The sequence below is a fragment of the Myxococcus hansupus genome (genome assembly GCF_000280925.3).
Taxonomy (GTDB): domain Bacteria; phylum Myxococcota; class Myxococcia; order Myxococcales; family Myxococcaceae; genus Myxococcus; species Myxococcus hansupus.
Window position 1 is genome coordinate 2,352,117 of sequence record NZ_CP012109.1, and the last position, 23,925, is coordinate 2,376,041.

Annotated in this window: 17 protein-coding genes and 1 pseudogene; 9 read left to right on the top strand and 9 right to left on the bottom strand. The window is 68.9% G+C overall.

The features are described from left to right. Positions 1-134: 134 nt before the first annotated feature. The 5 genes and pseudogenes from A176_RS41160 to A176_RS09705 form a co-directional block, all read right to left on the bottom strand. Positions 135-290 (bottom strand): annotated as a pseudogene (locus A176_RS41160) (helix-turn-helix domain-containing protein); the annotation flags it as partial. A gap of 604 nt (positions 291-894) precedes the next feature. Then, entirely contained in the window at positions 895-2,430 is a 1,536-nt protein-coding gene (locus A176_RS09690; protein ID WP_226994264.1) for a DUF4340 domain-containing protein, read from the bottom strand. Continuing rightward, positions 2,427-3,998, bottom strand: a complete 1,572-nt coding sequence (locus A176_RS09695) for a GldG family protein (RefSeq protein ID WP_002640412.1) — start codon at positions 3,996-3,998, stop codon at positions 2,427-2,429. Before A176_RS09695 ends, A176_RS09690 begins: the two co-directional genes overlap by 4 nt. Before the next feature lies 1 nt (position 3,999). Further along, on the bottom strand, positions 4,000-4,803 hold the full coding sequence (locus A176_RS09700) for an ABC transporter permease (protein ID WP_002640411.1): 804 nt from the start codon (positions 4,801-4,803) through the stop codon (positions 4,000-4,002). 30 nt (positions 4,804-4,833) lie between these two features. Continuing rightward, the gene (locus A176_RS09705) at positions 4,834-5,556 is read right to left on the bottom strand and encodes an ATP-binding cassette domain-containing protein (RefSeq protein WP_044891072.1); all 723 of its coding nucleotides are present in this window, start codon (positions 5,554-5,556) and stop codon (positions 4,834-4,836) included. A 220-nt stretch (positions 5,557-5,776) separates the two neighbouring features. Between A176_RS09705 and A176_RS09710 the strand changes: the two genes are divergently transcribed. Both A176_RS09710 and A176_RS09715 read left to right on the top strand, forming a co-directional pair. Next, positions 5,777-6,970 (top strand): aspartate kinase, encoded by a 1,194-nt coding sequence (locus A176_RS09710; protein WP_002640409.1) that lies wholly within the window; start codon positions 5,777-5,779, stop codon positions 6,968-6,970. Between the two features lie 129 nt (positions 6,971-7,099). After that, a complete protein-coding gene (locus tag A176_RS09715; RefSeq protein WP_002640408.1) occupies positions 7,100-9,667 on the top strand; it encodes a N,N-dimethylformamidase beta subunit family domain-containing protein in 2,568 nt (855 codons plus the stop codon). Here the strand turns inward: A176_RS09715 and A176_RS09720 are convergent. From A176_RS09720 to A176_RS09735, 4 genes are all read right to left on the bottom strand, one after another. Then, a complete protein-coding gene (locus A176_RS09720; RefSeq protein ID WP_002640407.1) occupies positions 9,657-11,297 on the bottom strand; it encodes a right-handed parallel beta-helix repeat-containing protein in 1,641 nt (546 codons plus the stop codon). The two genes, A176_RS09715 and A176_RS09720, sit on opposite strands and share 11 nt — an antisense overlap. 255 nt (positions 11,298-11,552) lie before the next feature. Beyond that, positions 11,553-11,879, bottom strand: a complete 327-nt coding sequence (gene cutA / locus A176_RS09725; protein ID WP_002640406.1) for a divalent-cation tolerance protein CutA — start codon at positions 11,877-11,879, stop codon at positions 11,553-11,555. A gap of 55 nt (positions 11,880-11,934) precedes the next feature. Beyond that, the gene (locus A176_RS09730) at positions 11,935-12,897 is read right to left on the bottom strand and encodes an ATP-binding protein (RefSeq protein ID WP_002640405.1); all 963 of its coding nucleotides are present in this window, start codon (positions 12,895-12,897) and stop codon (positions 11,935-11,937) included. A gap of 58 nt (positions 12,898-12,955) precedes the next feature. Beyond that, positions 12,956-13,612, bottom strand: coding sequence for a hypothetical protein (locus A176_RS09735; protein ID WP_002640404.1), 657 nt, complete (start codon positions 13,610-13,612; stop codon positions 12,956-12,958). Positions 13,613-13,895: 283 nt separating this feature from the next. Between A176_RS09735 and A176_RS09740 the strand changes: the two genes are divergently transcribed. The 7 genes from A176_RS09740 (at position 13,896) to A176_RS09765 (ending at position 23,902) form a co-directional block, all read left to right on the top strand. Next, entirely contained in the window at positions 13,896-17,474 is a 3,579-nt protein-coding gene (locus A176_RS09740; RefSeq protein WP_002640403.1) for a tetratricopeptide repeat protein, read from the top strand. Further along, positions 17,474-18,898 carry an adventurous gliding motility TPR repeat lipoprotein GltE gene (gene gltE, locus A176_RS09745; RefSeq protein ID WP_002640402.1) on the top strand — a complete coding sequence of 475 codons (1,425 nt, stop codon included), beginning with the start codon at positions 17,474-17,476 and terminating at the stop codon, positions 18,896-18,898. Before A176_RS09740 ends, gltE begins: the two co-directional genes overlap by 1 nt. A 125-nt stretch (positions 18,899-19,023) precedes the next feature. Continuing rightward, positions 19,024-19,293, top strand: coding sequence for an adventurous gliding motility protein CglF (cglF, locus tag A176_RS09750; protein ID WP_002640401.1), 270 nt, complete (start codon positions 19,024-19,026; stop codon positions 19,291-19,293). Between the two features lie 77 nt (positions 19,294-19,370). Further along, positions 19,371-21,284, top strand: a complete 1,914-nt coding sequence (gltG, locus tag A176_RS09755; protein ID WP_002640400.1) for an adventurous gliding motility protein GltG — start codon at positions 19,371-19,373, stop codon at positions 21,282-21,284. A 107-nt stretch (positions 21,285-21,391) separates the two neighbouring features. Next, on the top strand, positions 21,392-22,021 hold the full coding sequence (cglE, locus tag A176_RS09760) for an adventurous gliding motility protein CglE (RefSeq protein WP_002640399.1): 630 nt from the start codon (positions 21,392-21,394) through the stop codon (positions 22,019-22,021). 25 nt (positions 22,022-22,046) lie between these two features. Continuing rightward, positions 22,047-22,256 (top strand): hypothetical protein, encoded by a 210-nt coding sequence (locus A176_RS39805; protein WP_226994265.1) that lies wholly within the window; start codon positions 22,047-22,049, stop codon positions 22,254-22,256. Beyond that, complete coding sequence (locus A176_RS09765) at positions 22,223-23,902, top strand: hypothetical protein (protein ID WP_002640397.1); 1,680 nt, start codon at positions 22,223-22,225, stop codon at positions 23,900-23,902. The genes A176_RS39805 and A176_RS09765 overlap by 34 nt, the downstream gene beginning before the upstream one ends. Positions 23,903-23,925 lie beyond the last annotated feature (23 nt).

The window sequence follows — 23,925 nt, forward strand, 5'->3', positions numbered from 1 at the left end:
GCGACTTCACACCAGACGTCGAAGAACACCCCTCGGAATCCATGGGTCCGCGCGTAGTCAAGTGACACCTGGAACGCGACGTTCCCCACGTGCGCGAGTTCACCCTCGGCATACCTTCTTATCGCCGTCGCGAAGCCCTGTTTGCTGCCGTAGCGCCGGTACATCGAGCCGATCGACATCCGCACGGCTTGAGCGAGCTCTCCAGCCTGAACATTGTCGAAGCCCTTCCGTGCGAGCACCGTCGCGGCGTCCCGCATGTGGAAGCCCATCAACATGGCTGGACTGAACATCGGCCTTCCCCCCTCACCGTTCGCGGACGGACTTGCGTGGAAGGAACGTTCCTTCCACGCCTCCCTGTCTACAGGGTGGGGCTGACATGAGGTGCTCGGCCAAGTCGCGAACCCCTGTGGACGCGAGTGCCGGTGGCCATGCGTCCACGCGTTTGGCCAGGGGGCGTCGTTCCGCGGAACGCGCTGGAGCAGGCGCGCCGTGGCGGCTGGGGCCTGACCTCGTGCATCAATCGATGCGCGCTCAGCTCCCGGTTACGGTTGCCTGAGTGGCTGATGCGGCAGACGGATGCGCGCGACATCGTGCGAAAAGTCGGTACCCGTGTGGGGCGACCCGGCAGATGGAGCTGACTTCCGAGACGATTCAGATTCGGTTGTGTGCGTCACCGTCGGAGCCACGACGTGGCGGCTCGGGGGCCGTCGCTCGCCGGAGGACCTCTGACGCCACTTGGGTTCTGGCGGGCGCGTTGCGCACGTCGCAGACGGTGAGCAGGTGTGGCTACTTGGGCGCGTCTGGGATCCGGCACGCGGGAACCGTGGCCTGCGCGAGCGCCTCTTGGCTGCTGGAGCCCCGCTGCGTGGCCGAGGCGAGAGCAGGGCAATGGCGTCAAGGTGTTGGCTTGGTTTGCGCGCCTTCCTTGGAGGTGTCCGGGACGTTCTCCAGAAGTTCCTCGGGTCGGGTTGGGAGTACCACCTTGGCTTCGGGGACTTTGAGGACATCGGCTCCCGAGCCTCGTGCGTACAGCGCGCCGGGCTCATCCGGCACTTCGCTGCCCAACCAGAGTCTTGCCAGTTCCTTGCCATCCTCGCCCAGCAGCACGACGCCTGGGGAAGTCGCGCTCACTCCGTACCGAGCCCAGTTCTTCGGGGCTGTTTCCCCAAAGCCCGTTGCCTTCAACGTCTCCAGCGCACGCAGCAGTGACGCGAGCTTGAAGTGTTGCGCCTTGCCCTGCCGAGGCGATTCCATGTCCCAATGGCCAACGCCGTCGTTCGTGCCCGCGGCGCTCACAACTGTGATGGCGGGTGCGTCGCCCCCAGGGTGAACCACGACGCGGCGGACGTCCTTGCGCTGGAAGTCGAGCACGCGCCGGTCCTTCAATTCGCGGGCGCCCACGTCCAGCACGCTCAGGGCGTCTTCGGCGATTTCACCCAGCAGGGCCTGCGTTCCCTGCTCACGCAATGCGTAGGCGCGTGTGACGCCTGCCTCCGTCACCCGGGACATCCTCACGCGCACGGGCTCGTCCGCGTCGCTGGTGAATCGTGCATCCACCGACGGCGTTTCGAGGCCCAGCCGCTTACGAGCCTCCGGGGTGTCCTCGGGGAACGACAGGGCTCGCTGCTCGACCAGGGTCTTCACCAAGCCAGCGACGCGCGCCGTGTCCGCGCTGGCGGCCACCGGCTCCACCAGGCGCCAGCCCGTGCCGTCCGCCGCCCGGGCCAACTGGTACGACTGTAGACCCGCCTTCACCTCGATGCGCTTCAACGCGCGTTCATCCAGAGGGCCCAGGAGGGCCTTGGATCGCAGGGCGAAGGTGTCCCGGTCCAGCGCCCACCGGACCGTTCCCGCGGCGGCGTAGACCGTGGGCTCCTCATCACGGCGCACATAGACGGAGCCGTCGTAGGTGTTCTCGCGACCGCCATGGAGTGTCACCGTCCGCTGGCGCTCGGCGTCTTGCGCTCCTCCGCCCTGGGCATCGGGAACGTAGGCTCGGGCGGTAACCGTGAAGACGGGTGGTTTGAGGCCGAACGCCGCCAGGTCAGCTTCGGTAGGCGCCTCCTTTACGGTGGCGCTGAACGTCGAGGACGCGAGCGTGCTGATGATGGACTCAACCACGACGGCCTCCGCGCGAGCCGCCACCGGCGCGGTCACCCTCCAGGTGCCATCCTTCTCGCGAATCAGCTCCGTCGTGACGCCTTGGGCGCGGACCGACAGGTGCGTGAAGACCGGCTTCGCCCGGGCGCTTCCTTCTCCACCCTGGGCATTCGGTTCGCCCGTAGCGAAGAGCTGCTGAGACGTCGCGTTGTCCTTGCCCGGCTCACGGGATTTGCCTGCGCGCTCCTCGGTGCATGCGGAGAGCGCCAGGCACGCCGCGGCGGCCACCGCGAGTGTGCTCCGGAGCGGATGTCTTCTCGAAGGGCTCACTTGTTCCGCCTCGCCAGCCAGATGGCCAGGCCGATGCCCAGAAGGGACAGGGGCATCAGGTCGGTGGTGACGAACCGGATGCCGCTGAGCGTCGCCGCGTCGAGTTCCAGCGTGGACACCTCACGGTCCGGGGGGCGGATGGTGATTTTGGTGACCTGATTGGATGCCCAGCCCAGCGCGTTCATCACCAGATTCCGGTTCGGCTCATGGCCCCAGTTTGGATCGAGGAGGATTTCCGAGTCCCCCATCACCACGAGCCGGCCTTCGTCGAAGCGCTTGCCCGGAGCGTCCTTCGTGTCACGTGTCACGGCCGCCACGAGGATGAGCTGTCCCGTCTTCTCGCCCGCGGAGGGCAGGGCGTTCTCCTCGGGGGTGCTCTCCAGCCAGCCATGCTGCGAGGTGAGGACCACCGGCTCCACCTGGACGCCCGGCGCCAGTCCCTGGCGCAGCAGGGAGAGGCTGCGGGAGGTCGGGAACTCCACGTTGAGCGCCTGTTGGCGTAGCGGCTGGCCAATCTCGTGGTCGCTGTAGAAGAGCGACAACACGACGAAGGGATTGCCGCTGTTGAATTGCGCGTCGGCGACGATGCCTTCGTCCACCTGCACGCCGTGCTCCGCCAGCAGCGCGTCCAGGCCGTCCCGGAGTCCCGCGTCCGCGAAGTAGAGCAGGCGACCTCCGGAGGCGAGATAGCGCCGGAGGGAGTCCTTCTCCGGGGCCACGAAAGGGACGCGGGCGCCCGCGATGACCACCAGCGCGGCGTCCTTCGGCACATCCGCGACGCCCGCGAGGTGAAGGGGCTCGGCGGCGTAGCCTTCCTGTGTCAGTTGCCGTCGGAACTCGGACAGGCTGGCGCCCGGGTCGTTGGGCGGTGCCTGCTCCTTGTCGAGCGGCCACTCTCCGTGGCCCATGACGAAATAGACCTTCTGCGTGCCCACCGCGTTGAGCTTGATGAGCGCTTGCGTCAGCTCCTGCTCGGAAACGGTGTGCAGCGTGGTGTGTGAGGCGTGTTCACCCTCGCCACGCGCCAGGACCACCGCCGTCTGTCCCTCGCGGACCTGGTACTTCGCGGCCAGGTCCGGGCTCCGGCGTGGGTCCTTGAAGGTGAACTCGAAGCGCTCCGGTGCCTCCGCGCGGTAGAGCTGGAAGAGCGCTTCCAACTGGCCATATTGGGGATGCGCCGGGGTGATGAATCCAATGGCGCGCACCGGGTCGGGGATGGCGGTGAGCGTGGACACTGTCTGCGGCGAGAGCGTGTGGATGCGCGCCTGCGTCAAGTCCCAACGCCGGTTGAGCTTGAAGGCCAGGGCGTTCACCGCCACCAGGGCCGCGAGGACGCCGAGCGTGAGGAGCACCGTGGTGCCAAAGGCCCGCCCCGTCTTGCGCGTGGCGAACTGGTTGAGCTGCCGGAAATTTGTCGCGACGTAGACGCCCACCAGCACCAGGCCCACGCCCGCCTTCACCGCGGCGGCGAGGTGGCTGTCCGAGGTGACCAGCAGGGTGAAGGGGCTCGACAGCAGGAGCAGCAGTCCGAACGCGCCCAGGACCTTCCCAAGGTTGCCGGTCTTCATCTCAGGCCCACCGCTGCGCTTCCACCGTGCGGTGGGTGAGGAAGAGGGAGAACACGATGACGGAGGCGAAGAACACCAGCGACTGCAGCTCCATCACGCCCTTGATCATCCCCTGGAGCTGGAGGTCGCAGGCGACGTAGGCCAGTGCCGAGCGCAGGGGCTCGTCCGCGCGCCGGGCGAGCTGGCCCAGCAGCATCCACGCCAGCAGGGTGCAGAAGGTGAGGAAGGCCGCCAGCATCTGGCTCTCCGTCAGCGCGGAGATGAACAAGCCCACGGCCATGCAGGTGGCGCCCCAGAGCAGCAGCGCGCCGTAGCCCAGCAGGACGGTGGACCACTCCAGCGCGAGGCCGGATTCGGCGCGGCCGAACACGGACAGGAGCAGGGGGAAGACGAGCGTGAGTCCCAGCGTGGCGGTGATGACGCCCAGGCCGCCCAGGTACTTGCCGAGCACGATTTCAATGGGGCGCACGGGCGCCGTCATCAGCAGCTCGAAGGTGCGGTTGCGCTTCTCCTCCGCGAACAGCCGCATGGACAGGAAGGGCGTGACGACCAGGGTGATGACGAGCACGCTGCCCCAGAGCTCCACCACCACCCCGTCCGTGAGGTTGCGGTACATGTTGAAGTCCGGGGACATCTGGGACCAGCCCACCCGGCGCGCCACGGCCTGGACCTCATTGAAGCCTTGCAGCAGGTCCGTGAAGTAGAAGGCCGTCAGCGCCGCCATCGCCGTGAAGACCGCGTAGGCCCACGGGGTGGTGAAGTAGATGGACAGTTCCTTGCGGGCAATCGCCAGGGCGGTGCGCATGGAGTTGGGGTCCTCGAAGGGAGGCCGCGTTCAGGCGGCGGTCAGCTTGATGAAGACTTCTTCCAGCGACGCGCTCTCCGCCTGGCCATGAAGGCGGGCCAGTTGGTGGATGTCGTCGTAGGCCGCCATCTTCCCTTGGTGGATGATGAGCACCTTCTCGCACGTCATCGTTACTTCCGGGAGGATGTGCGTGGAGAGGATGACGGTGTGCTTGCCGGCCAGGCCCTTGATGAGCGCGCGCAGCTCGGCGCGCTGCGCCGGGTCCAGGCCTTCGGTGGGCTCGTCCAGGATGAGCACCGGCGGTGAGCCGAGCAGGGCCTGCGCGATGCCCACGCGCTGCTTGTAGCCCTTGGACAGATTCTGGATGACGCGGTCCATGACGTGCGTCACCCCCATGAGGTTGGCGACGCGCTCCAGCTCGGCGGCGAGCGCCCGCCCGGACAGGCCCTTCAGCGAGGCGACGAAGCGCAGATAGCCGCGGACCGTCATCTCCACGTAGAGCGGGGGCATCTCCGGCAGGTAGCCGATGCGGCGCTTTACCTCGAGCGGCTGCGCCTCCACGTCGTAGCCCCCGACGCGCACCACCCCCTCCGACGGGGGGATGAAGCCGGTGAGCATCTTCATGGTGGTGGACTTGCCGGCGCCGTTGGGTCCGAGGAAGCCGAGTATCTGCCCCTCCTCGACCTGGAAGGTGAGGTCGTCCACGGCCACCCGGTCTCGGTATCGCTTGGTGAGGTACTGGACCTCAATCATCGGCATGGGGGCTTCCGGTGAAGGATGCGGTCATCGCTGGGCCGCCGGGGTGTTTCTCCGGACGGCCCCGGAGAGGGGGGCCGGTATTAAACCCGACATTCGGATGTTTAGGCGACCCTGACTCCGGGTACGGGCTTCGCTCGCGCACTGGCCAGACTTCTGCAAGAAGGGCCACCGGTGTGGTTTTCCGGACACACCGAACAGGGGTAGTGAGGCGCGTATGCCAATCGTGGTCCAGAAGTACGGCGGTTCGTCCGTCGCTGGCGTGGAGAAGCTCCGCAAGGTCGCCCAGCGGGTGAAGGCCCGGCGCGAGGCGGGCTATCAGGTGGTCGTCGTGGTGAGTGCCATGGGCGACACCACGGACGAGCTGCTGGCGCTGGCCAAGGGCGTTTCGCCGGACCCGCCGCGCCGCGAACTGGACATGCTGCTCACGTGCGGCGAGCGCATCTCCATGGCGCTGCTCTCCATGGCGCTCCAGGAGATGGAGGTGCCGGCCATCAGCTTCACCGGCAGCCAGAGCGGCATCATCACCACGGACGCGCACTCGCAGGCGCGCATCGTGGAGGTGAGGCCCTTCCGCATCCATGACGAGCTGGCGCGGGGCAAGGTCGTCATCGTCGCGGGTTACCAGGGCGTGTCCTTCAAGAAGGAAGTGACGACGCTGGGGCGCGGCGGCTCGGACACCACGGCGGTGGCCCTGGCGGCGGCGTTGGACGCGGAGGCGTGTGAAATCTATTCGGACGTGGACGGCGTGTTCAGCGCGGACCCCCGGGTGGTCCCCGATGCGCGCAAGCTGGAGACGCTGAGCTACGACGAGATGCAGGAGTTGGCGAGCGCGGGCGCCAAGGTGCTCAACGCCCAGGCGGTGGAGTGGGCCAAGGCCCGCGGCATCACCATCCTCGCCCGTTCGGCGCATGGCGAGGGGACGGGGACCGCGGTGCAGGAGCTGACCGTGCCTTCGGAGAGCCGGCTCAAGGGCGTCACCGCCGACGCGGAGATGGCGGTGCTGACGGCGGCCGAGCCCGTCCCTCTGGCCGAGCTGCTGGAGTTCCTGGACGCGCGCGTCGTGCGAGGCCGGACGCTGGACTTCGAGGGGCCCACGGGGGGCGCGCGCCGGACGGCCATCACCATCCCGCTGGCGGACGTGCATGGCCCGGACGCCCTGCGCCGTGAACTGGTCACGCGCTTTGGCGACGCCGTGTCATGGCGCGAGGACCTGGGGACCGTCACCTGTGTGGGCGTGGGGCTGAACTCGGACTGGGCTCCGCTGCGCCGGGCGCTGGTGGCCGCGGAGGAGCTCTCAGCCCCTGTGTATTCGGTCCACACCTCGCCCTTGCAGCTCACGCTGCTCGTGGACAAAGCGCACTTGAAAGCGCTGACGGCCCGGCTGCACCGGGAGCTGCTCGGAGGGTAGGAACTTTCCCATTCTGGGCATTCCAGCGCCCCGCCATCCCAATCCCCCCGCACGGGGAGGGTACCCCGCTTCCCTCCCTGGGGTTCGTGCCTACCGTCCGGTCCTGGATGTGTGGCTGGGAGGAACGGGATGGCGAAGGCAAGCCGTTGGGCAGGGTGGGTGTGCGGGCTCGCCCTCGTGATGCTGGGCAGTGGCTGTGACGAGGCCGCCGTCCGCCCGGTGATTCCGGGAGACCGGCATGACACGCCGCCCCTGAATGACGGCTACGACGGCGGCGACGGTGAGCCGCACCCGGGCCTCATCGACGCGGGTTCGCCCGACGCGGGAACCGGGGATCCCGAGCCGCCCGACGCCGGCCCGGTGGAGCCGCCCCCGCGGGATTCGGGCGCCGTGCGCGAGGAGAACCGCCGCCCCGGCACGACGGCGTGGCGCATCACCCGCAACGCCCACAGCCGTGAAATCGAAGGCTATGCGCTGAAGGCCACGCTGACGCAGGGCGAGACGCTGCGCGTCGCGGTGTCGGTGTCCGAGGCCCGCTCCTTCCGCTGGTACGTGTACCGGATGGGCTACTACGCAGGCACGGGGGCCCGCGAGGTGGCGCGAGGCGGCCCGGTGCCCGGCGTGCGCCAGGGCGACTGCCCCGCGGACCGGGCCACCGGTGCCGTGGCCTGTACCTGGGCGCCCACGTTGGAGGTGCCCGTCGGAGAGGACTGGGTCCGCGGCGTGTACGTGGTGAAGCTGGTGCGCGAGGACAACCACCAGCGCTACGTGCCCTTCTTCGTGCGGGACGCGAACCCGCGCGCGGAGGTGGCCGTGCTCATCCCCACCGCGACGTGGGCCGCCTACAACACCTGGGGCGGCACCAGTCTCTATGACGACCGGGACCGGGTGATGCGCGAGCACGGCGTGAGCCGCGCTTTCAAGGTCTCCTATGACCGGCCCAACTCCCGGGGCCACGGCAGCGGACACCTGCTGACGGATGACCTGAGCCTGGTGCAGTGGCTGGAGTCGCAGGACCTGGACGTGGGCTACTTCACCGACGAGGACCTGGACGCCAGCTACGACTTCCTGGCCGGGGCGAAGGCCTTCTTCATGTCCGGCCATGACGAGTACTGGAGCCCCCGCATCCGCGAGTACGCGGACCGGGCCGTGGCGGAGGGCCGCTCGCTGCTCAACCTCGGCGCGAACAATGCCTATTGGCAGGTGCAGATGGAGCCGTCCAAGGACGGCCGGGCCCGCCGTGTCATCGCCTGCTACAAGGGACACGCGAATGACCCGTACCAGGGCCCCCAGCGCACGGTGAAGTTCCGCGAGCGCGTGGTGGGGCGGCCGGAGAACGCGCTGCTCGGCGTGCAGTTCTCCAGCCGCTGGCACCAGTTCGGCTTCCCGGCCGTCATCACCAACCCGGGGCACTGGGCGCTGGCGGGCTCGGGGTTGAAGGCCGGTGACACGCTGTGGATGGCCAACGGCTACGAGGTGGACCAGCTCGCGAGCAACGGCCACTCCCCGGATGGCGTGGACGTGCTGGCCGAGTCCCCTCTGCTGTCGCTGCAGGGCGCCTTCGGCTTCGGTCACATGGTGCTGCGCAAGCAGGGCGGCGCCTACGTGTTCTCCTCGGGCGGCATCGACTTCGTGCGCACGCTGGCCTCCGAGGACATGGCGGACCCGCGCGCGGCGCGCATCGTGGCCAACGTGCTCTACAAGGCCCTGGGCCGGGCGGTGCCCGACACCCTGGTGCGCTTCGAGCGGCAGAACCGCGCCAGCGCCCAGGGGCCCTTCGCGGCGCAGGTGCGGACGGTGGCCGGTGTTCCCGGGCAGCGCAGCCGGGCCGGGGCCTCCGTGCCCGGCAACGCGCTGGGGGCGCCCACGGCGGTGGCGCTGCTCCCCGAGGGTGGCCTCGTGGTGGCGGACGGTTATGGCAACGCGGTGAAGCGGGTCGCGGCCGGGGGCGAGGTGACGACGCTGGCCTCGGGGCTCAACGGGCCCATGGGCATCGCCACGGACGCCGCGGGCAACGTGTATGTGTCCGACACGGACCACTACGTCATTCGCCGCATCGACCCGGAAGGGAAGGTGGAGCTGTTCGCCGGAAGCACGCCCGGGCTGCAGGACGGCCCCGCGAAGCAGGCGGCCTTCAACCAGCCCGCGGGCCTGACGGTGACTCCGGACGGCAGCGCGCTGCTGGTGGCGGACCTGAACAACGGGGTGATTCGCCGCATCGACCTGGTGGCGGAGGGCCACCCGGTGACGACGCTGCAGGGTGACTGGCTGTACCGGCCCTCGGGGGTGACGGTGAGCGAGGACGGCGGCACGCTCTACGTCGTCGAGTCCGGCATGTCGCGGGTGGTGCGCATCCGTGACGGCGTCACCTCGGTGGTGGCGGGCACGACGCCGGGCTTCCGCGACGGCGCCCCCGAGTCGTCACAGTTCCTGCCGTACCTGGGCATCGCGGTGCTGAAGGACGGCTCCCTCGCGGTGTCGGACCCGGGCAACTACCGCGTGCGTCGCATCCACCTGGATGGGAACGGGCAGGCGCGCAAGGTGACGACGCTCGCGGGCAGTGGAACCTACGGCCACGCGGACGGGCCGGGAGAGGACGCGCAGCTCGTTCTCCCGGCCGGTCTGGTGGTGGGGCCGGATGGCCGCCTCTACGTGGCGGACTCCGGTAATGCGTTGGTGCGCACCATCACTCCATGAGCGCCGCGGTCGCGGTGTCGGGGCAGTCGGACTCCACCGCGCCGATGTCGGGCGCGGCGCCGCAGTAGGGCAGGCCCAGGTCCATGCCCCGGTCCACCGCGCTCGCACCGGGCATCAGCGTGTCCAGGTCCACCAGGGGCTCGCCGCTTTCACCCGAGCCCAGCTCGACGCCGTTCGTCAGCCAGGCGGCGAGTCTGGCGCCGACCCAGTTACTCTGGGTGGACACGAAGATGCCCGTGTTGAAGGCCGCGTCCGTCAGGTAGAGGTTGGACTCCATGCGGAGGCCCGGGGCGGACAAGCCCATGCTGACCGCGTTGCGCGTGGCGAACAGGTTGTTGCGCACCGCCACGTTGCTGGAGGCCCCGCCGGTGCCGTGGCCCACCACGAACGCGAAGCCGTCCGTGCCCACGACGGTGTTGTGCAGCACGCGCACGTCGCTGCCATTTTCAATGCGGATGCCGGAGCCTTCGGGCGTCTTCAAGTCGTGGATGCGGTTGCGCCGGATGGAGATGTTGGTGGGCGGCGCGCCCACGCGGTTTCCGCCCACGGCGATACCAATGGAGGAATCGAAGATGTCGTTCTCCTCGATGACGACATTCTTCGCGGAGTAGTGCACCACCACGGCCTCGCCGCGTGACGAGGTGGACTTGGTGAACCCGTACATGCGGTTGCCGCGCACGACGACGTCGTGACACGTCTTGAGGTCCACGGCGTTCTCCCGGTTGTCGTACATCTCGTTGTCCTCGATGACGACGCCGCGCGCCGGGGCGTTGTTGCTGAAGCCCTCGGGCCCGAGGCACTGCACCGAGTCACCCGAGTTGTCGTGGATTTCGTTGCCGCGGATGGTGATGTCCGACGACGTGGGGGCAATGACGATGCCGTGCGAGTCCACGTTGCCACGCGCGAAGTGGTGGATGTGGTTGTTCTCGAAGGTGAGGCCCTTGGCGCCGTAGTCGGTGCTGATGCCGCTGCCGAACGCGCCGTGGTGCAGCTCGTTGTCCGCGACGACGGTGCCCTCGGTGTTGCCGGAGAACGTCATGGCGACCTGCCGCTGCCCGCGGACATCGAACTCGAAGCCCTCGATGCGCCAGTGCGGCCGCTGCACGTGGGCCATGAACCAGCCGCTGGAGGTGGGGACCACCTTGGGCGCGCCTTCACCGCGCAGGGTGATGGGCGCGGACGCGGTGCCCGCCTGGGCGCTCGCGTCGATGACGAGCTTCTCCTCGTAGGTGCCCTTCTGGACGCGGATGATTTCGCCCGGGCCCACGAGCGTCAGGGCCTTGGAGATGGTGCGCAGGGGCTTGTCTTGGGTGCCATTCGCCGAGTCGTTGCCGGACGGGCTGACGTACCACTCACGCGCGTACGTGGGGGGCGCGGGCGGCTCGTCAGGGCGGGGGACTGGCACGGGAGGCGGCTGCTCCGCGACGGGAGGACCGTCGCTCGTGTCGTCGTTGCCCTGCGGCTGGGGTGTGGGCGCGGGCTCGGTGGGGGCCGAGGGTTGGCGTGAGCCCGGGAAGCTGGGCAACGGGTTCTCGCCGGATGCGGGAGCAGGCTCCTGCGGGCTGCTAGAGCAGGCGACGCCACCCACGGACATGAGTCCGAGGAGGCACAAGCTGCGCAGTCTGGACATGGGGGTCGGCTCCTGGGGAGGTAAGGGGCGAGCCGAGAACGTCCCCGCGGTTGAGTCCTATTCTGCTTCCCGCTCATGCCCGCACCCTCGTGCAGCAGGCGACCTGCCGCGCGATGCAGGCCCGGCGCGGGCGCCATGGCTCCACCGCTCCTCTGTGGAACGGCGCGGCGGTGGGGCCTCGCGGCCGCCCGCTCGTCCTACTGGGGGAGTGGAGAGCGTGTGGAGTGTCGCCCGGAGGGGCAGGGGCCGTGGCCGTCAGTCCGGGGCGCGCGTGCTGGCCAGAATCCAGGACAAATAGGGCGCATGTCCGTCCGCGACGTCCAGGCGCAGCACCTCCGGGACGTCGTAGGGGTGAAGCTCGACGATGCGGGCGCGCAGCGGCTCGAAGAGGGCGGCGCGTGTCTTGAGGATGAGCAACACTTCGGCCTCATCTTGGACGTGTCCCTCCCACCGGTAGATTGAGCGCACGCCGGGGACGAGGTTGCCACACGCGGCGAGCTGCTCCTCCACGAGCGCGCGCGCCAACTCGGCGGCCTTGTCCGTGGAGGGGGCGGTGACGAGGACGATGATGGCGTCGGTCATGGGCGGAAGGATGCGTGAAGCCGTCCTTGCCCGTCGAGCCACCCGTGCGCGGGGCTCAGCGGCCCAGGGGCCGCCCGTGGCCCGAGGGATGGCGCATGGGGGCCTCCATCTCCTGGCGGGTCCGGCGCAGATCCGGTGTGTCCTTCGGGAACTCGATGAAGGTGCACAGCTCGCACAGCCGGCTGTAGATGCGCTCACCCACGCGCTCGCGCAGCAGTTCCATTTCACGGACCGCGCCGCGCGCGTCCTCGGTGGTCCGGTAGCCCGAAGGCGCCGCGCTCCGGACGGCTCGCTTCTCCGGCTCCAGCGAGTAGTTCGTCGCGAACAGCGTGGTGCGTCCCGCGTTGTAGCGGCGGGCAATCAGCTCATCGAGCGTCTCCATCTCGAAGGGACTGCCGCGCCCCTTGCCCATCTCGTCGATGGCGAGGACCTCGACCTCCGACAGCGGCCCGATGATTTCTCCGCCGCTCTTGCCCTCCTGGAAGCCGCGCCGGATGGTGGCGTAGAGCAGGGAGATTTCGACGTAGCGGCCGCGCACGCCCAGCTCCAGCGCGAGGTGCGCGAGCGTCGCCGCCAAAAGGTGCGTCTTCCCCGTGCCGACAGGGCCACTCAGGATGAAACCCTTGGACGAATTGCCCTGCACGTACTGATAGGCGAACTGCATCGCCACGTTCCGGCCCCGGTCCTGTTCTTCCTTGGACGCGCGGTAGTTGTCGAACGTGGCGTGCGCGGCCGAGGCGGGGATGCCCAGGGCATCGAAGCGGGAGATGCGCTTGCGCAGCTTCGTGCACGTGCACTGCTCCATCACCTCGTAGCGGCGGGGGCCAACCTTCTGGCTGAACTCACCCTCGCGCTCGACGAGCACGTGCCCGCGTCCGCCGCACACCGAGCAATGTTCGGAGCACGCGCAGATGCGTGCCTGGGCCTGGTCCCCACGGCGCTCGATGACATAGGTCCGCCCGCCGCACACACCACACGCCTCGCCATTCGCCTTTGGAGCCATCTCACGCACCGCCATACCAGAGCCTCCCTCGGCCGTCAGTCCACTGAACGGGCGGGCAGGCGAAAGTGCCCGCCTACATCTCCTTCATGCCGAGCCGCCGCCGCACCGTGGCCAGCACCCGGAACCGCCGCGCCACCTTCCGCGCGCGCGGCGACATCACCTGCTGCTCGGTGGACGCGGCCATGGCCTCGCGCCACAGCGCGCAGCGATCCGTAAAGGGCAGGGCGCGCAGCAGCAACAGGAAGGCCAGGGCTTCCTGGGCATCCATGGCCGCCGGTTCCTCCGGGACATGGGTCAGGAGGGTGATGCGCAGGCTGCGCACACGGTGCGCAAGTGCCTCCTCCCGCCCCGCCAGGTCCTCGAGCGCGGTGCAGAGCCGCGCGTGCCGCGTCTCCTCCCAGGAGCGGGTGCGCTTGCGCCGGGGCGAGGAGGCCTCCTCGGTGCCCGCGCCCGCCGCCAGCTCTCGGTACTTCTTGATCTCCGACTCCACCTGCCGGCGACAGGCGCGCAGCGAGCGGAGCACCGGCTCACCGGGGCGCGCGTCCCAGAGGGCCTTCTCCGCGGAGCGGGAGATGCCCTTGGCCACCACCTCGAAGGGAACCCCTTCCCGGGCCCAGGTCGTCAAAAGCTCGGTGTCCAGCGCGGAGAGCATCAGCCCCGCGCCACGCACGGCGAGGAAGTAGTCCTGGACCAGCTCTTCGAAGCTGGCGCTTTCGGGGAGGAGACTCATGATCCGACGCGTACTCCAGTGCAGGGAGGCCGGACAACCGACCGTCCGCTCCCCCATACCTGGCAGGTCCGACATGGCAACTCCAGCACGCCGTTTTTCACAGCGGATCTGGAAGATTTCGAACCGACGATTCCCCAGGGAAGCAGGCGGCCAGTCAGTGTTGACCCGTCGCGCGAAAACCGCGCATAGTGAGGGTCCCCGAATGGAAATTCCCGAAGATTCCCGGACACTTGCCTACCAGGCAAGCGGCCGGGAACGCCGGTGCCCCTCTCTTAGGAAGACCATGCGCCGTTCGCTTCTCGTCTGCCTCGTGCTCCTGGCCACGGCCGCCACCGCCCAGGAGAAGAAAGCCCCGCGCGATGCCGATCTCGGCCGGAAGTCCACCACCTCGGTGGACAAGTCCCTGGCCGGCGACATCACCCGCGAAAAGAAGAAGGAAGAGGTCGCCCCCGCGCTCCAGTACGACCAGTTCCGGCTGGGCGTGGAGCTGCAGGTGGCCTCCAAGCGGCGTGAGCAGATCCAGTCGCTGAAGAAGATCATCTCCCTGTCGCCGGATCCGAAGGAGGCCCCCAGCCTCCTGTTCCGGCTCGGCGAGTTCTACTGGGAGGAGTCGAAGTTCTTCTTCTTCGAGGCGAACCGGAAGGATGACGACCTCATCCAGGCCATGAACCGCAACGACGCGGCGGGCCAGCAGCAGGCCAAGGCGGAGAAGGCGGAGTTCGTCGCGAGGCAGAAGGAGTACGGCAAGCTCGCGGTGGAGCAGTACACGAAGATCGTCCAGGAGTACCCGTCCTTCGAGCGCACCGACGAGGTGCTCTTCTTCCTCGGCCAGTACCTCATGGAGGACGGCCAGGACCGCAAGGCGCTGGTGGCCTTCAAGCGGCTGGTGGAGAAGCACCCGCAGTCCAAGTTCATCCCGGACGCCTACTTCGCCTTCGGCGAGTACTACTTCAACAACTCCAAGGGGAAGCGCCCGGAGCTGGAGAAGGCGCTGGTGGCCTACAAGAAGGCCGCCGAGTTCCCGGAGAGCCAAGTGTACGCCTTCGCCCTCTACAAGCAGGGCTGGTGCCACTACAACATGGGCGACTTCGAGTCGGCCAAGGACAAGTTCAAGACGGTGGTGCTCTACGGTGAGCTCGCCGGCGCCAACGCCCTGGAGAAGGACGGCGGCGCCAGCAAGGGCGGCCGCGGCTCGCTGCTGCGAGAGGCGCGCACCGACTACGTGCGAGCGTACGCGCACCAGGGTGACGTGGCGCAGGCCCGGGCCGAGTTCGGCAAGGTGGCCACCAACCCGGACGACCGCTTCACGATGCTGAAGCAGTTGGCCAACCTGTACTACGGCGATGGCAAGGACCGCGAGGCGGCCATCACCTACAACGGCCTCATCAAGGAGAAGCCGCTGTCGCCCGAGGCGCCCGGCTTCCAGGGCCGCATCGTCGACTGCATCCTCCGCATGGGCAACAAGGAGCGCACCGTGGTCCAGGTGCGCCGGCTCGTGAAGATCATGAAGGAGGTCGAGTCCTCTGGCGTCATCAAGGAGGACAAGGACAAGAAGCTGCTGGCGGAGGCGAAGGAGCTGTCCGAGCGCACGCTGTCCAACCTCGCCGTGACCTGGCACAACGAGGGCAAGAAGACGCGCAACGAGGAGACGTTCCGTTACGCGGACGCGGTGTACAGCGACTACCTCACGCTCTTCCCGGAGAACCCCAAGGCGTACGATTTGCGCTTCTTCTGGGCGGAGCTCCTCAACGACAACCTGCAGAACTTCGAGAAGGCCGCCGCCAACTACACGCTCGTCGTGCTCCAGGACGCCAAGGTGCTGGAGGCCAAGGACGACCAGGGCAAGGCGAAGCCGGGCAAGCCGGGCAAGTGGCTGCAGAACGCCGCCTACAACGCGGTGCTCTCCTACGACGAGGTCGTCAAGGCCGCCGAGGCGCGCGGCGAGGCCAAGAGCGAGTCGGTGGGCTCGGACATCACGAAGAAGGCCTCCATCCCCACGCTGAAGAAGGCGCTGCTCGACGCGTGCGAGCGCTACCTCAAGTACGTGCCCAAGGGGGACAAGCGGGTGGAGATCGCCTTCAAGGCGGCCAACATCTACTACCGCCACAACCACTTCGACGAGGCGGTGCTGCGCTTCAGCGAAATCGCGCTCGGCTACCCCGAATACAAGTTCGAGAACGGCGAGCGCGCGGCGGAGATCTCCGCCAACCTCATCCTCGACTCGTACCACCTGCTGCAGGACTACGCGAAGGTGAACGAGTGGGCGCGGCGCTTCTACGCCAACGACAAGCTGGCGGTGGGCAAGTTCCGCGACGACCTGGCCAAGCTCATCGAGCAGTCGTCCTTCAAGCTCGTCAGCCAGTTGGAGGAGAAGAAGGAGTTCGAGAAGGCCGCCGAGGCGTACCTGGCCTTCGTGAAGGACTTCCCCCAGACGGAGATCGCCGACCTGGCGCTCTACAACGCGTCTGTCGACTACTACAAGGCGAAGCGCCTGGATAAGGCCATCGAGGTGCGCAAGCGCCTGTTCGCCGAGTACCCGCGCTCCAAGCACGTGCCGGACTCCATCTACGCCAACGCCGAGGCGCTGGAAGCCATTGGCGACTTCGAGGACGCGGCCACCACCTACGAGGCCTACGTGCGCGGCTACGAGCGCAGCCTCGGGGAGAAGGGCACGGCGAAGTCGCGGGGCAGCGCCAAGAAGAAGGGCAAGGCGCCCGCGGACGACAAGCCGGGGGTGGTGCAGAAGTGGGACGAGTCCAAGGCGCAGATCGCCCTGTTCAACGCCGCCACCTACCGCGAGGGCCTGGGCCAGACGAAGGCGGCGCTGCGCAACCGCGAGCACTACCTGGAGCTGTGGCCTCGCGCGAAGGACGCGGATGACATCCGGCTGTCCATCATCGACCTGACGGCCAAGAGCGGCGCGGCCTTCAAGGCCATCAAGATGCTGGAGGAGTACGAGCGCGACAACATGCGTTCGCCCAGCCGGTTCCTGGCCGCCGAGGGCCGCATCGTCGAGCTGTACAAGAAGCTGGGCAAGACGCGCGACGTGGTCCGCATGCAGAAGCGCATCTTCGACCACTTCGACCAACTGCCCCGCCGCGTGCAGGGCTCGCTGGAGAAGCCGGCGCTCGCCACGGCCGCGCAGGCGCAGTTCCTGTCGGTGGATGCGGACTGGAACGAGTACCGCCGCCTGAAGCTGTACTGGGGCGCTCCGCCGTCGCCGGACCGCTTCAAGGCGAGCATCCAGGACAAGAGCCGCGCGCTCCAGGTGGTGGAGAAGAAGTACGTGCAGACGGTGACGCTGGGCGCGCCCGAGCCCGCCATCTGCGCGCTGCACCGCATTGGCCTGGCGTATGACCACTTCGCCGACCGGCTCATCAACTCGCCCATGCCTCGCGGCCTGGACGAGGAGTCGCAGCAGGCGCTGCGCGACGAGTTCACCAACCAGGCGCAGCCGCTCAAGGACAAGGCGGCCGAGGCGTTCTCCGCCACGGTGGCCAAGAGCCGCGAGCTGGACGTGTACAACGACTGCGCCGCGGAGAGCCTGAAGCTGCTGCGCACCACGTACCAGCCGGACCGCTACCCCGAGATGCCCGAGGAGAAGGTGGCGCTGAAGGGCCGCGTGCAGTTGATGGGCGGCGACCTGCTGGCCACCATCCAGGACGTGCCGCCGCCGGCGCCCAAGGCGGCGGACGCGCAGCAGGCCCGCGCGGCGACGATGCAGGAGGACCTGACGGACCTCACCGCGCAGCTTCGCTCGCAGACCGAGACCCAGGTGGACGCCCGCCCGGCGGCCCCCGCCAACGGCACCACTCCCGCGAAGCAGGGCGGGAGTGACGAGGAGCCGGAGGACTTCCTCTAATGAACCGGACGATTCGCACCATGCGCCTGTTCCCCTTGTTGGCGGCGGTCTCCCTGGCCGCCGCCGGTTGTTCCTCCTCCACGGCCACCGGCCCCACCGGCCCGAAGACAGCGGACCCGAACGCTGGCAAGGCCGCGGCGGCGGCGCCCATCTCCAACACGGCCAAGGCCCGCTTCGAGGACGCGCTGAAGGCGTTCGACACGCAGAAGAAGGCCAAGGCGATTGACTACCCGGCGCTGGAACGGAAGTTCCAGTCCGCGCTGGAGGCGGACGCCAACCTGGCGGAGGCCGACTACAACCTGGGCGTGCTGGCCGAGCGCCAGGGCAAACTCCCGGAGGCGCGCAACCACTACAAGGCGGCGCTCACCAAGAAGCCCTCGCTGCGTCAGGCGTCGGAGAACCTGGCGGTGATGGAGCAGAACGCGGGCAACGTCGCCGGCGCGGTGGCGCTGTACCAGGAGGTGCTCCAGCGCTACCCGGATGACGCGCAGTCGCGCGCGCGGCTGGCGGAAATCTACCGGCAGCAGGGTGACCACACCAAGGCCATGGACCTGTCGCGCGCCGCGCTGATGCGCGACCCGCAGTCCACCACCGCGCTGAAGGTGATGATTCGCAGCTACCTGGAGCGCAAGCAGCTCGCCATGGCGAAGCTGGTGGCGCTGCGAGGCGTGAAGCTGGACGGCATGGACCCCGAGCTCCACCACGCGGTGGGCCTCATCCTGCTGCAGGAGGGCGACGTCGACGACGCGCGCCTGTCCTTCAAGAAGGCGCTGGAGGTGCGTGAGGACTACGTGCCGTCGCACGTGGAGCTGGCGCAGTTGGCCATGCAGGCGGAGAACTTCCCCACGGCCGAGCAGCACCTGCGGCGCATCCTCCAGGCGGACGGCAAGAACGCCGCCGCGCACCTGGACCTGGGCATCGCCTACAAGGGCATGGGCCAGTTCGACAAGGCCATGCAGGAGTACGACGAGGCGGAGAAGCTCGACCCGGAGATGGCCGCGGTGAACCTCAACCGCGCCATCATCCTTCACCGCGTGAAGGACGCGCCCGAGCGCGCCTCGGAGCTGTACCGCAAGTACATCGCCATGGCCGGCGGCGAGGTCGCCCTGCCCGCCGAGGCGCCTGTGTACGCCCTGTTGCGCGAGGTGGAGGTCATCGTCAACGCCAAGCGCGAGGCCAAGTTCGCCGAGGAGCAGGCCAAGCAGATGGAAGAGCTGCAGAAGCAGCAGCAGGCCCAGATGCAGGCCGCGGAGAAGGCGGCCGCCGGGAAGACCCCGGCGACGCCCGCCACGGGCAACGCCACCGCGCCTCAGGCCACGCCCGCGGGCGGCACCGCGCCGGTGCAGGCACCCGCGAACGGGACGTCCAACCAGAAGAATGCAGGCACGGCGGAACCCGGTGAGCCAGAAGACGACCTGCTGTGAAAGTTGAGCCGCCCCGGGTGCCTTCGCTGTGGCGGGGCCTCGGGGAAGATGCGAACCTTGTGTTTCCCCCTCATCCGGGGATTCGGTGTGGGATGGGCCCTGCGAGGCCCGTCTGGGAGGCAGTGATGCGGAAGGCGTTGATGCTGTGTGCGGCGCTCGCGGTGACGCCGGCCCTGGCCCAGGACGAGGGCTCCAACCCGGGTGGTGCCGGGGAGGGCAATGTGCGCTACTCCAAGACGACCAACATCGACTTCGAGGACGACACCATCGAGGGTGACCTCACGAAGCCGGATGGCGAGTACATCGAAGCGCGTGACAAGGTGAAGCACTCGAACCTCATCCGCATCCGCGAGGACTTCGAGGACAAGGTGATGCAGTCCGTGGGCGAGCTGTAGCCAGCGCGGCGAATGGGCGGGAACCCACCGCCACCAGCGTTGTCTGTCACCGTACCCACCTTTTGTAGGAGCCCCCCATGGCCGTTCCTCTGACACTCAAGGTCTTCAAGGGCGACTCGATGGTCGCCTCCAAGGACTACGAGCGCGACATCATCAAGATTGGCCGTCTGTCCTCCGCGCACCTGTGCCTGGAAGACGACAAGGTCAGCCGCATCCACTCCGTCATCGAGGTCGCCGGCGACGGCGCCATGTCCATCATCGACATGGGCAGCGTCGAGGGCACGTACGTCAACGGCAAGCGCGTCACCAAGGGGCAGTTGTCCTTTGGCGATGAGATTCGCGTGGGTGGCACCACCATCCGCCTGGAGAACCCGGCCGCCGTGGCCGCGGTGAACCTGGCCGCCGCCGCCGCCAGCTCCGACGTGGAGACGGAGAAGAACGCGGTGGTCGCCGCCGCGGCGCCGGCCGTGAGCCTGGCGCAGGCCGCGGTGGCCGCCCCGGTCGAGGCCGCCATCGACCCGTCCTTCGCCGCCACGCAGGAGAGCGCGGTGATTGCCGCCGCGCCCGAGCCCGCCCCGGTCGCTCCCGTGGAAGCCGCGCCGCGCGTGCGCACCGTGCGCCGCGCCAAGTCCAGCGGCCCGATGGGCGTCGCCCTGCACTTCATGTGGGGTGAGCAGCGCGTGGGCGAGTTCTTCATGGCGCCCGGCAAGAAGCGGATCTTCACGGTGGGCAGCCAGAAGGGCGTGGACTTCGTCATGGGCGACTCCCGGCTGGGAGGCCCGAAGTTCGACGTGCTGCGCTCGGACGGCCAGTCCTTCGTCGTGCGCTTCAGCGCGAAGATGAAGGGCGAGCTCACCCGCAAGGGCGAGACGCTGGACCTCAAGGCCGTCATCGAGTCCGGCAAGGCGTCGCACGAGGGTGACGCGTACTCGCTCACGCTCGAAGCGGATGACTTCATCTGGGTGGACCTGGGCGGCGTGTCGGTCGAGGCGGGCTTCGAGCCCGTGCCCAAGCGCGTCGTGGTGCCGCTGGGCGAGTCGATGGACTACACCGCGCTCAACATCTTCCTGGTGCTGTTCTTCATCGCGACGGCGTTCGTCATCACCGCGATGAACCGCTCGGGCGCTGGCGACGAGTACGCGGACGAGCTGTCGTCCGACAACGCCCGCATCGCCAAGCTCATCATCAAGCCGCCGGAGACGCAGAAGAACAAGTTCCTCGAGCGGCTCAACCAGCAGAAGGAGCAGAAGAAGAGCGGGGAGATGGCCGCGAAGAGCCGCGGCGACGAAGGCCAGATGGGCAAGAAGGACGCGCCCAAGACGAACAACCGCACCGCGCCCAAGGGCGACCCGAACAAGAAGGACGAGGCGCGCGCGCTGACGGCCAAGATTTTCGGCGGCGGCAAGGGCGGCATCTCCACCGTGTTCGGAAAGAGCGGCCTGGGCGGCGACCTGAAGAGCGCCATGGGCAACATGTTCGGCGCCAAGGCGGGCACGTCGGGCGGCTTCGGCGGCCTGGGGCTGCGCGGCGGCGGCGGTGGCGGTGGCGGCACCGGTGACACCATCGGCATCGGGGGCATTGGCACCAAGGGCCGTGGCGGCGGCACCGGCTCCTACGGCAGCGGCGTGGGCGTGCTGGGTGGCAAGCAGAGCGTCGACGTGGGCATCACGTCCTCGGAGCCGGAGGTCATGGGCTCGCTGGACAAGGAGCTCATCCGCAAGGTCATCCACATGAACCGCGGGCAGATCCGCTACTGCTACGAGAGCATGCTCAACCGCTTCCCGAAGCTGGGCGGCAAGGTGGCGGTGAAGTTCGTCATCGCCGCGAACGGCTCGGTCGCCTCGTCGTCGGTGGCTCAGTCCACCGCCGGCAACGCGGAGCTGGAGACGTGCGTGGCCGGCCGTGTGCGCACCTGGAAGTTCCCCGAGCCGAAGGGCGGCGGCGTGGTGGTCGTCACGTATCCGTTCATCTTCAAGCAGTCCGGCGAATAGCGCCGGGTGGCCTTTCTTTCGGGTGGGCGGGCCTGAATGCGGGTCCGCCCACCGCGCCTTTCCCCGGCTCTCACTCCCCCCGGGAGCCGGGCCAACGTCAGGACCGCATGAAAGCCCTCGCCTCACTTGCCCTGTGCGCCTCGTTCCTCCTCCCCACGGTCGCGAGCGCCCAGACGCCCACCAATGCCCCGGGGGATCGCCCCGCCGTCACGTTCGATGAAATCGAGCGGGGCATCTACTTCGGGGTGCTCGGTGGGCCCTTGTTCCTCACCAACCCCCCGGCGCCCGCGGGCACGCCGCGTCCGTTCTCCTCCGGGCCCATGGCGCAGGTGGAAGTGGGCATCGACCTGGGTGAGCGCCTGTCCGTCGGCCTGTTCATCATGGGCTCGAGCATCCGGACGAGCGCTGACTACGTCGGCAACTCGGGCGGCGCGGTGTCCGGTGACTTCTCCGCCCTGGTTCCCGGCGCGTCGCTGCGTGCTCGGCTGGTGGGCTTCGCGGACAGTCAGGAAGTGAAGCGCACCTGGTTCTATCTCCGCGCGGGTGCTGGCTATGCGATGTTTTCGCCGAAGCGGCTCCTCCCCGATTCCGACATTCTTGTGTTTGCCGGGCCCGGAGTGGAGTACTACACACGGCTGCGCCACTTTTCCGTGGGGCTCGAGGTGACGGGGAGCTACCTCGTCTCCGGGGGCTCGTTCGGGTTCGCGGTGGCGCCGAACATTCGCTACGCGTTCTAGCGGGAGACAGACGTGCCTCAGGAGAATGGAAGCGGTGGGCCGCGCCCGGGTGGGCGCGGTCGTGACGGGGGTGCACCGGGCCAGGGTCCTCGCCGTGACGGACCGGGTGGTGGATTTGGTGGGCGGGGTGGTCCAGGACGCGGCGAAGGCCGTGGGCGTGGCGACGGACGTGGACGCGGGCGTGATCGTGAAGAGGGCCCGGTGGGCCCCGGTCAGCGCGTCATCTCCGAGCTGAGCATCCTGGAGAAGGCACTCTCCAAGACGGATTTCGGCGCGGAGAAGGGCCCGCTGCAGGCCATTGTCCGCTCGCTGCGGCCCATGCGCCTGAAGTCCCTGGACGACCTGGACCTCAACACGCGTGGCCGCCTCATCACCACGCTGCTGCGCGTTCAGCGCCAGCCCAAGCCGGCCGCCCCCGAGGCGGGTTCGGCCGAGGCCGCCGCGCCCGCCGAGGCGCCTGCCCCCGCTGAGGTCGAGACGCCCGCCGAGGCGCCTGCCGCGGCCGAGGGTGAGGCGGCCGCGCCCGCGGAGGCCGCTGCTCCGACGGAGGCCGCCGCGCCCGCAGTGGACCCCGCGCGCGAGAAGTTCGAGGCCTGGACGGACGTCCTCTTCCTGGTGGGCCAGGCCTGGCGCGCCGCGGGTGATTCCGAGCGCGCCGAGGCGGCCTTCGCCGCGAGCGGCCGCCAGCCGGGCGCCGAGGTGGAGGAGCCCGTCGCGGCGCCTCGCGAGGAGCGCCGTGAGCGTGGCGAGCGCCCGGAGCGCGGTGAGCGTCGCGAGCGTCCGGCTCGGGGTGAGCGCCCGGAGCGTGGCGAGCGCGCGGCTTCGGGTGAGCGCCGCGAGCGTGGCGAGCGCCCGGAGCGGGGTGAGCGCCGCGAGCGTCCGGCTCGGGCTGAGCGCCCGGAGCGTGGCGAGCGTCCGTTGCCGGAGCTGACCGGCACCTGGGACGAGCAGGCCAAGCAGCTCGAGACCATGGGCCGCACCCGTGACGCGGGTCGGCTGCACGAGCGGAACAACTCCTTCGCGGAGGCCGCGCGCCTCTTCGAGGCGGGTGGTGACCTGAAGAGCGCGCTGCGCAACGCCCTGTCGGGGAGCGACAACGACATGGCCCGCCGGTTGGTGGGCACGCTGCCTCCGGATCAGCTCGCGCCCACGCTGGAGAAGGCCGGTGCCTACGAGCTCCTCATGGAGCACTACGTCGGCAAGGCGGACTTCGAGAACGTGGCCCGGCTCTACGAGCGCGCGCGCCAGTTCGACCAGGCGGCGCTCGCCTACGAGCGCTCTGGCAAGCTGACCCTGGCGCGCAAGTCGTACGAGCGCGCGCGGGACATCGCCAGTGCCAACCGCATCCGGGGGCTCGAGGTGAAGAGCCTGGTGGAGCGGGGTGATCGGCTCGGCGCAGCGACGCTGCTCGCGGCGGTCGGTCAGCGCCGTGAGGCCGTCGAGGTCCTCAGCCCGCTGCCTCCGCCCAAGGCCTTCCACTTCATGCAGCGTCTGAAGCTGGACGACGAGGCGAAGGAGCTGGCGCAGAAGGAGCTGGCTCGGGCGGAGCAGGAGCAGAAGCCCGCGGGCCGCGCCCGTTGGCTGGAGCTGCTGGGCGACGTCACCGCCGCCGCCGAGGCGTGGGAGACGGCGGGCCGCAAGGACAAGGCGCTCCCGCTGCACGAGAAGCTCGGCAACCTGCCGCGCGCCGCTCAGCTCGCGGAGGAGCTGCAGCAGCGTGACAAGGCCATCGCCCTCTACACCCAGTTGAACGACAGCGCCGGTGTGGAGCGTGCGAAGGCGCTTCCTGAGACCGCGGCTGCCCCTGCCCCCACGGCGGACGCGGCGGATGGAAGCGCGGGTGACGAGACGTCGCCTGACGACGCTCCCTCGGCTGGGTAGCAAGAAGGTCAATGATTCCCGCC

What these genes read in the sequence shown, in the direction of transcription:
- A176_RS39805 (WP_226994265.1), top strand. Translation starts at nt 22,047, where the DNA reads ATGGAAGCGGTGGGCCGCGCCCGGGTGGGCGCGGTCGTGACGGGGGTG.
- A176_RS09710 (WP_002640409.1), top strand. Translation starts at nt 5,777, where the DNA reads ATGCCAATCGTGGTCCAGAAGTACGGCGGTTCGTCCGTCGCTGGCGTG.
- cglF (WP_002640401.1), top strand. Translation starts at nt 19,024, where the DNA reads ATGCGGAAGGCGTTGATGCTGTGTGCGGCGCTCGCGGTGACGCCGGCC.
- A176_RS09735 (WP_002640404.1), bottom strand. Translation starts at nt 13,612, where the DNA reads ATGAGTCTCCTCCCCGAAAGCGCCAGCTTCGAAGAGCTGGTCCAGGAC.
- gltE (WP_002640402.1), top strand. Translation starts at nt 17,474, where the DNA reads ATGAACCGGACGATTCGCACCATGCGCCTGTTCCCCTTGTTGGCGGCG.
- A176_RS09715 (WP_002640408.1), top strand. Translation starts at nt 7,100, where the DNA reads ATGGCGAAGGCAAGCCGTTGGGCAGGGTGGGTGTGCGGGCTCGCCCTC.
- A176_RS09730 (WP_002640405.1), bottom strand. Translation starts at nt 12,897, where the DNA reads ATGGCGGTGCGTGAGATGGCTCCAAAGGCGAATGGCGAGGCGTGTGGT.
- A176_RS09695 (WP_002640412.1), bottom strand. Translation starts at nt 3,998, where the DNA reads ATGAAGACCGGCAACCTTGGGAAGGTCCTGGGCGCGTTCGGACTGCTG.
- gltG (WP_002640400.1), top strand. Translation starts at nt 19,371, where the DNA reads ATGGCCGTTCCTCTGACACTCAAGGTCTTCAAGGGCGACTCGATGGTC.
- A176_RS09705 (WP_044891072.1), bottom strand. Translation starts at nt 5,556, where the DNA reads ATGATTGAGGTCCAGTACCTCACCAAGCGATACCGAGACCGGGTGGCC.
- A176_RS09720 (WP_002640407.1), bottom strand. Translation starts at nt 11,297, where the DNA reads ATGTCCAGACTGCGCAGCTTGTGCCTCCTCGGACTCATGTCCGTGGGT.
- A176_RS09700 (WP_002640411.1), bottom strand. Translation starts at nt 4,803, where the DNA reads ATGCGCACCGCCCTGGCGATTGCCCGCAAGGAACTGTCCATCTACTTC.
- A176_RS09740 (WP_002640403.1), top strand. Translation starts at nt 13,896, where the DNA reads ATGCGCCGTTCGCTTCTCGTCTGCCTCGTGCTCCTGGCCACGGCCGCC.
- cglE (WP_002640399.1), top strand. Translation starts at nt 21,392, where the DNA reads ATGAAAGCCCTCGCCTCACTTGCCCTGTGCGCCTCGTTCCTCCTCCCC.
- cutA (WP_002640406.1), bottom strand. Translation starts at nt 11,879, where the DNA reads ATGACCGACGCCATCATCGTCCTCGTCACCGCCCCCTCCACGGACAAG.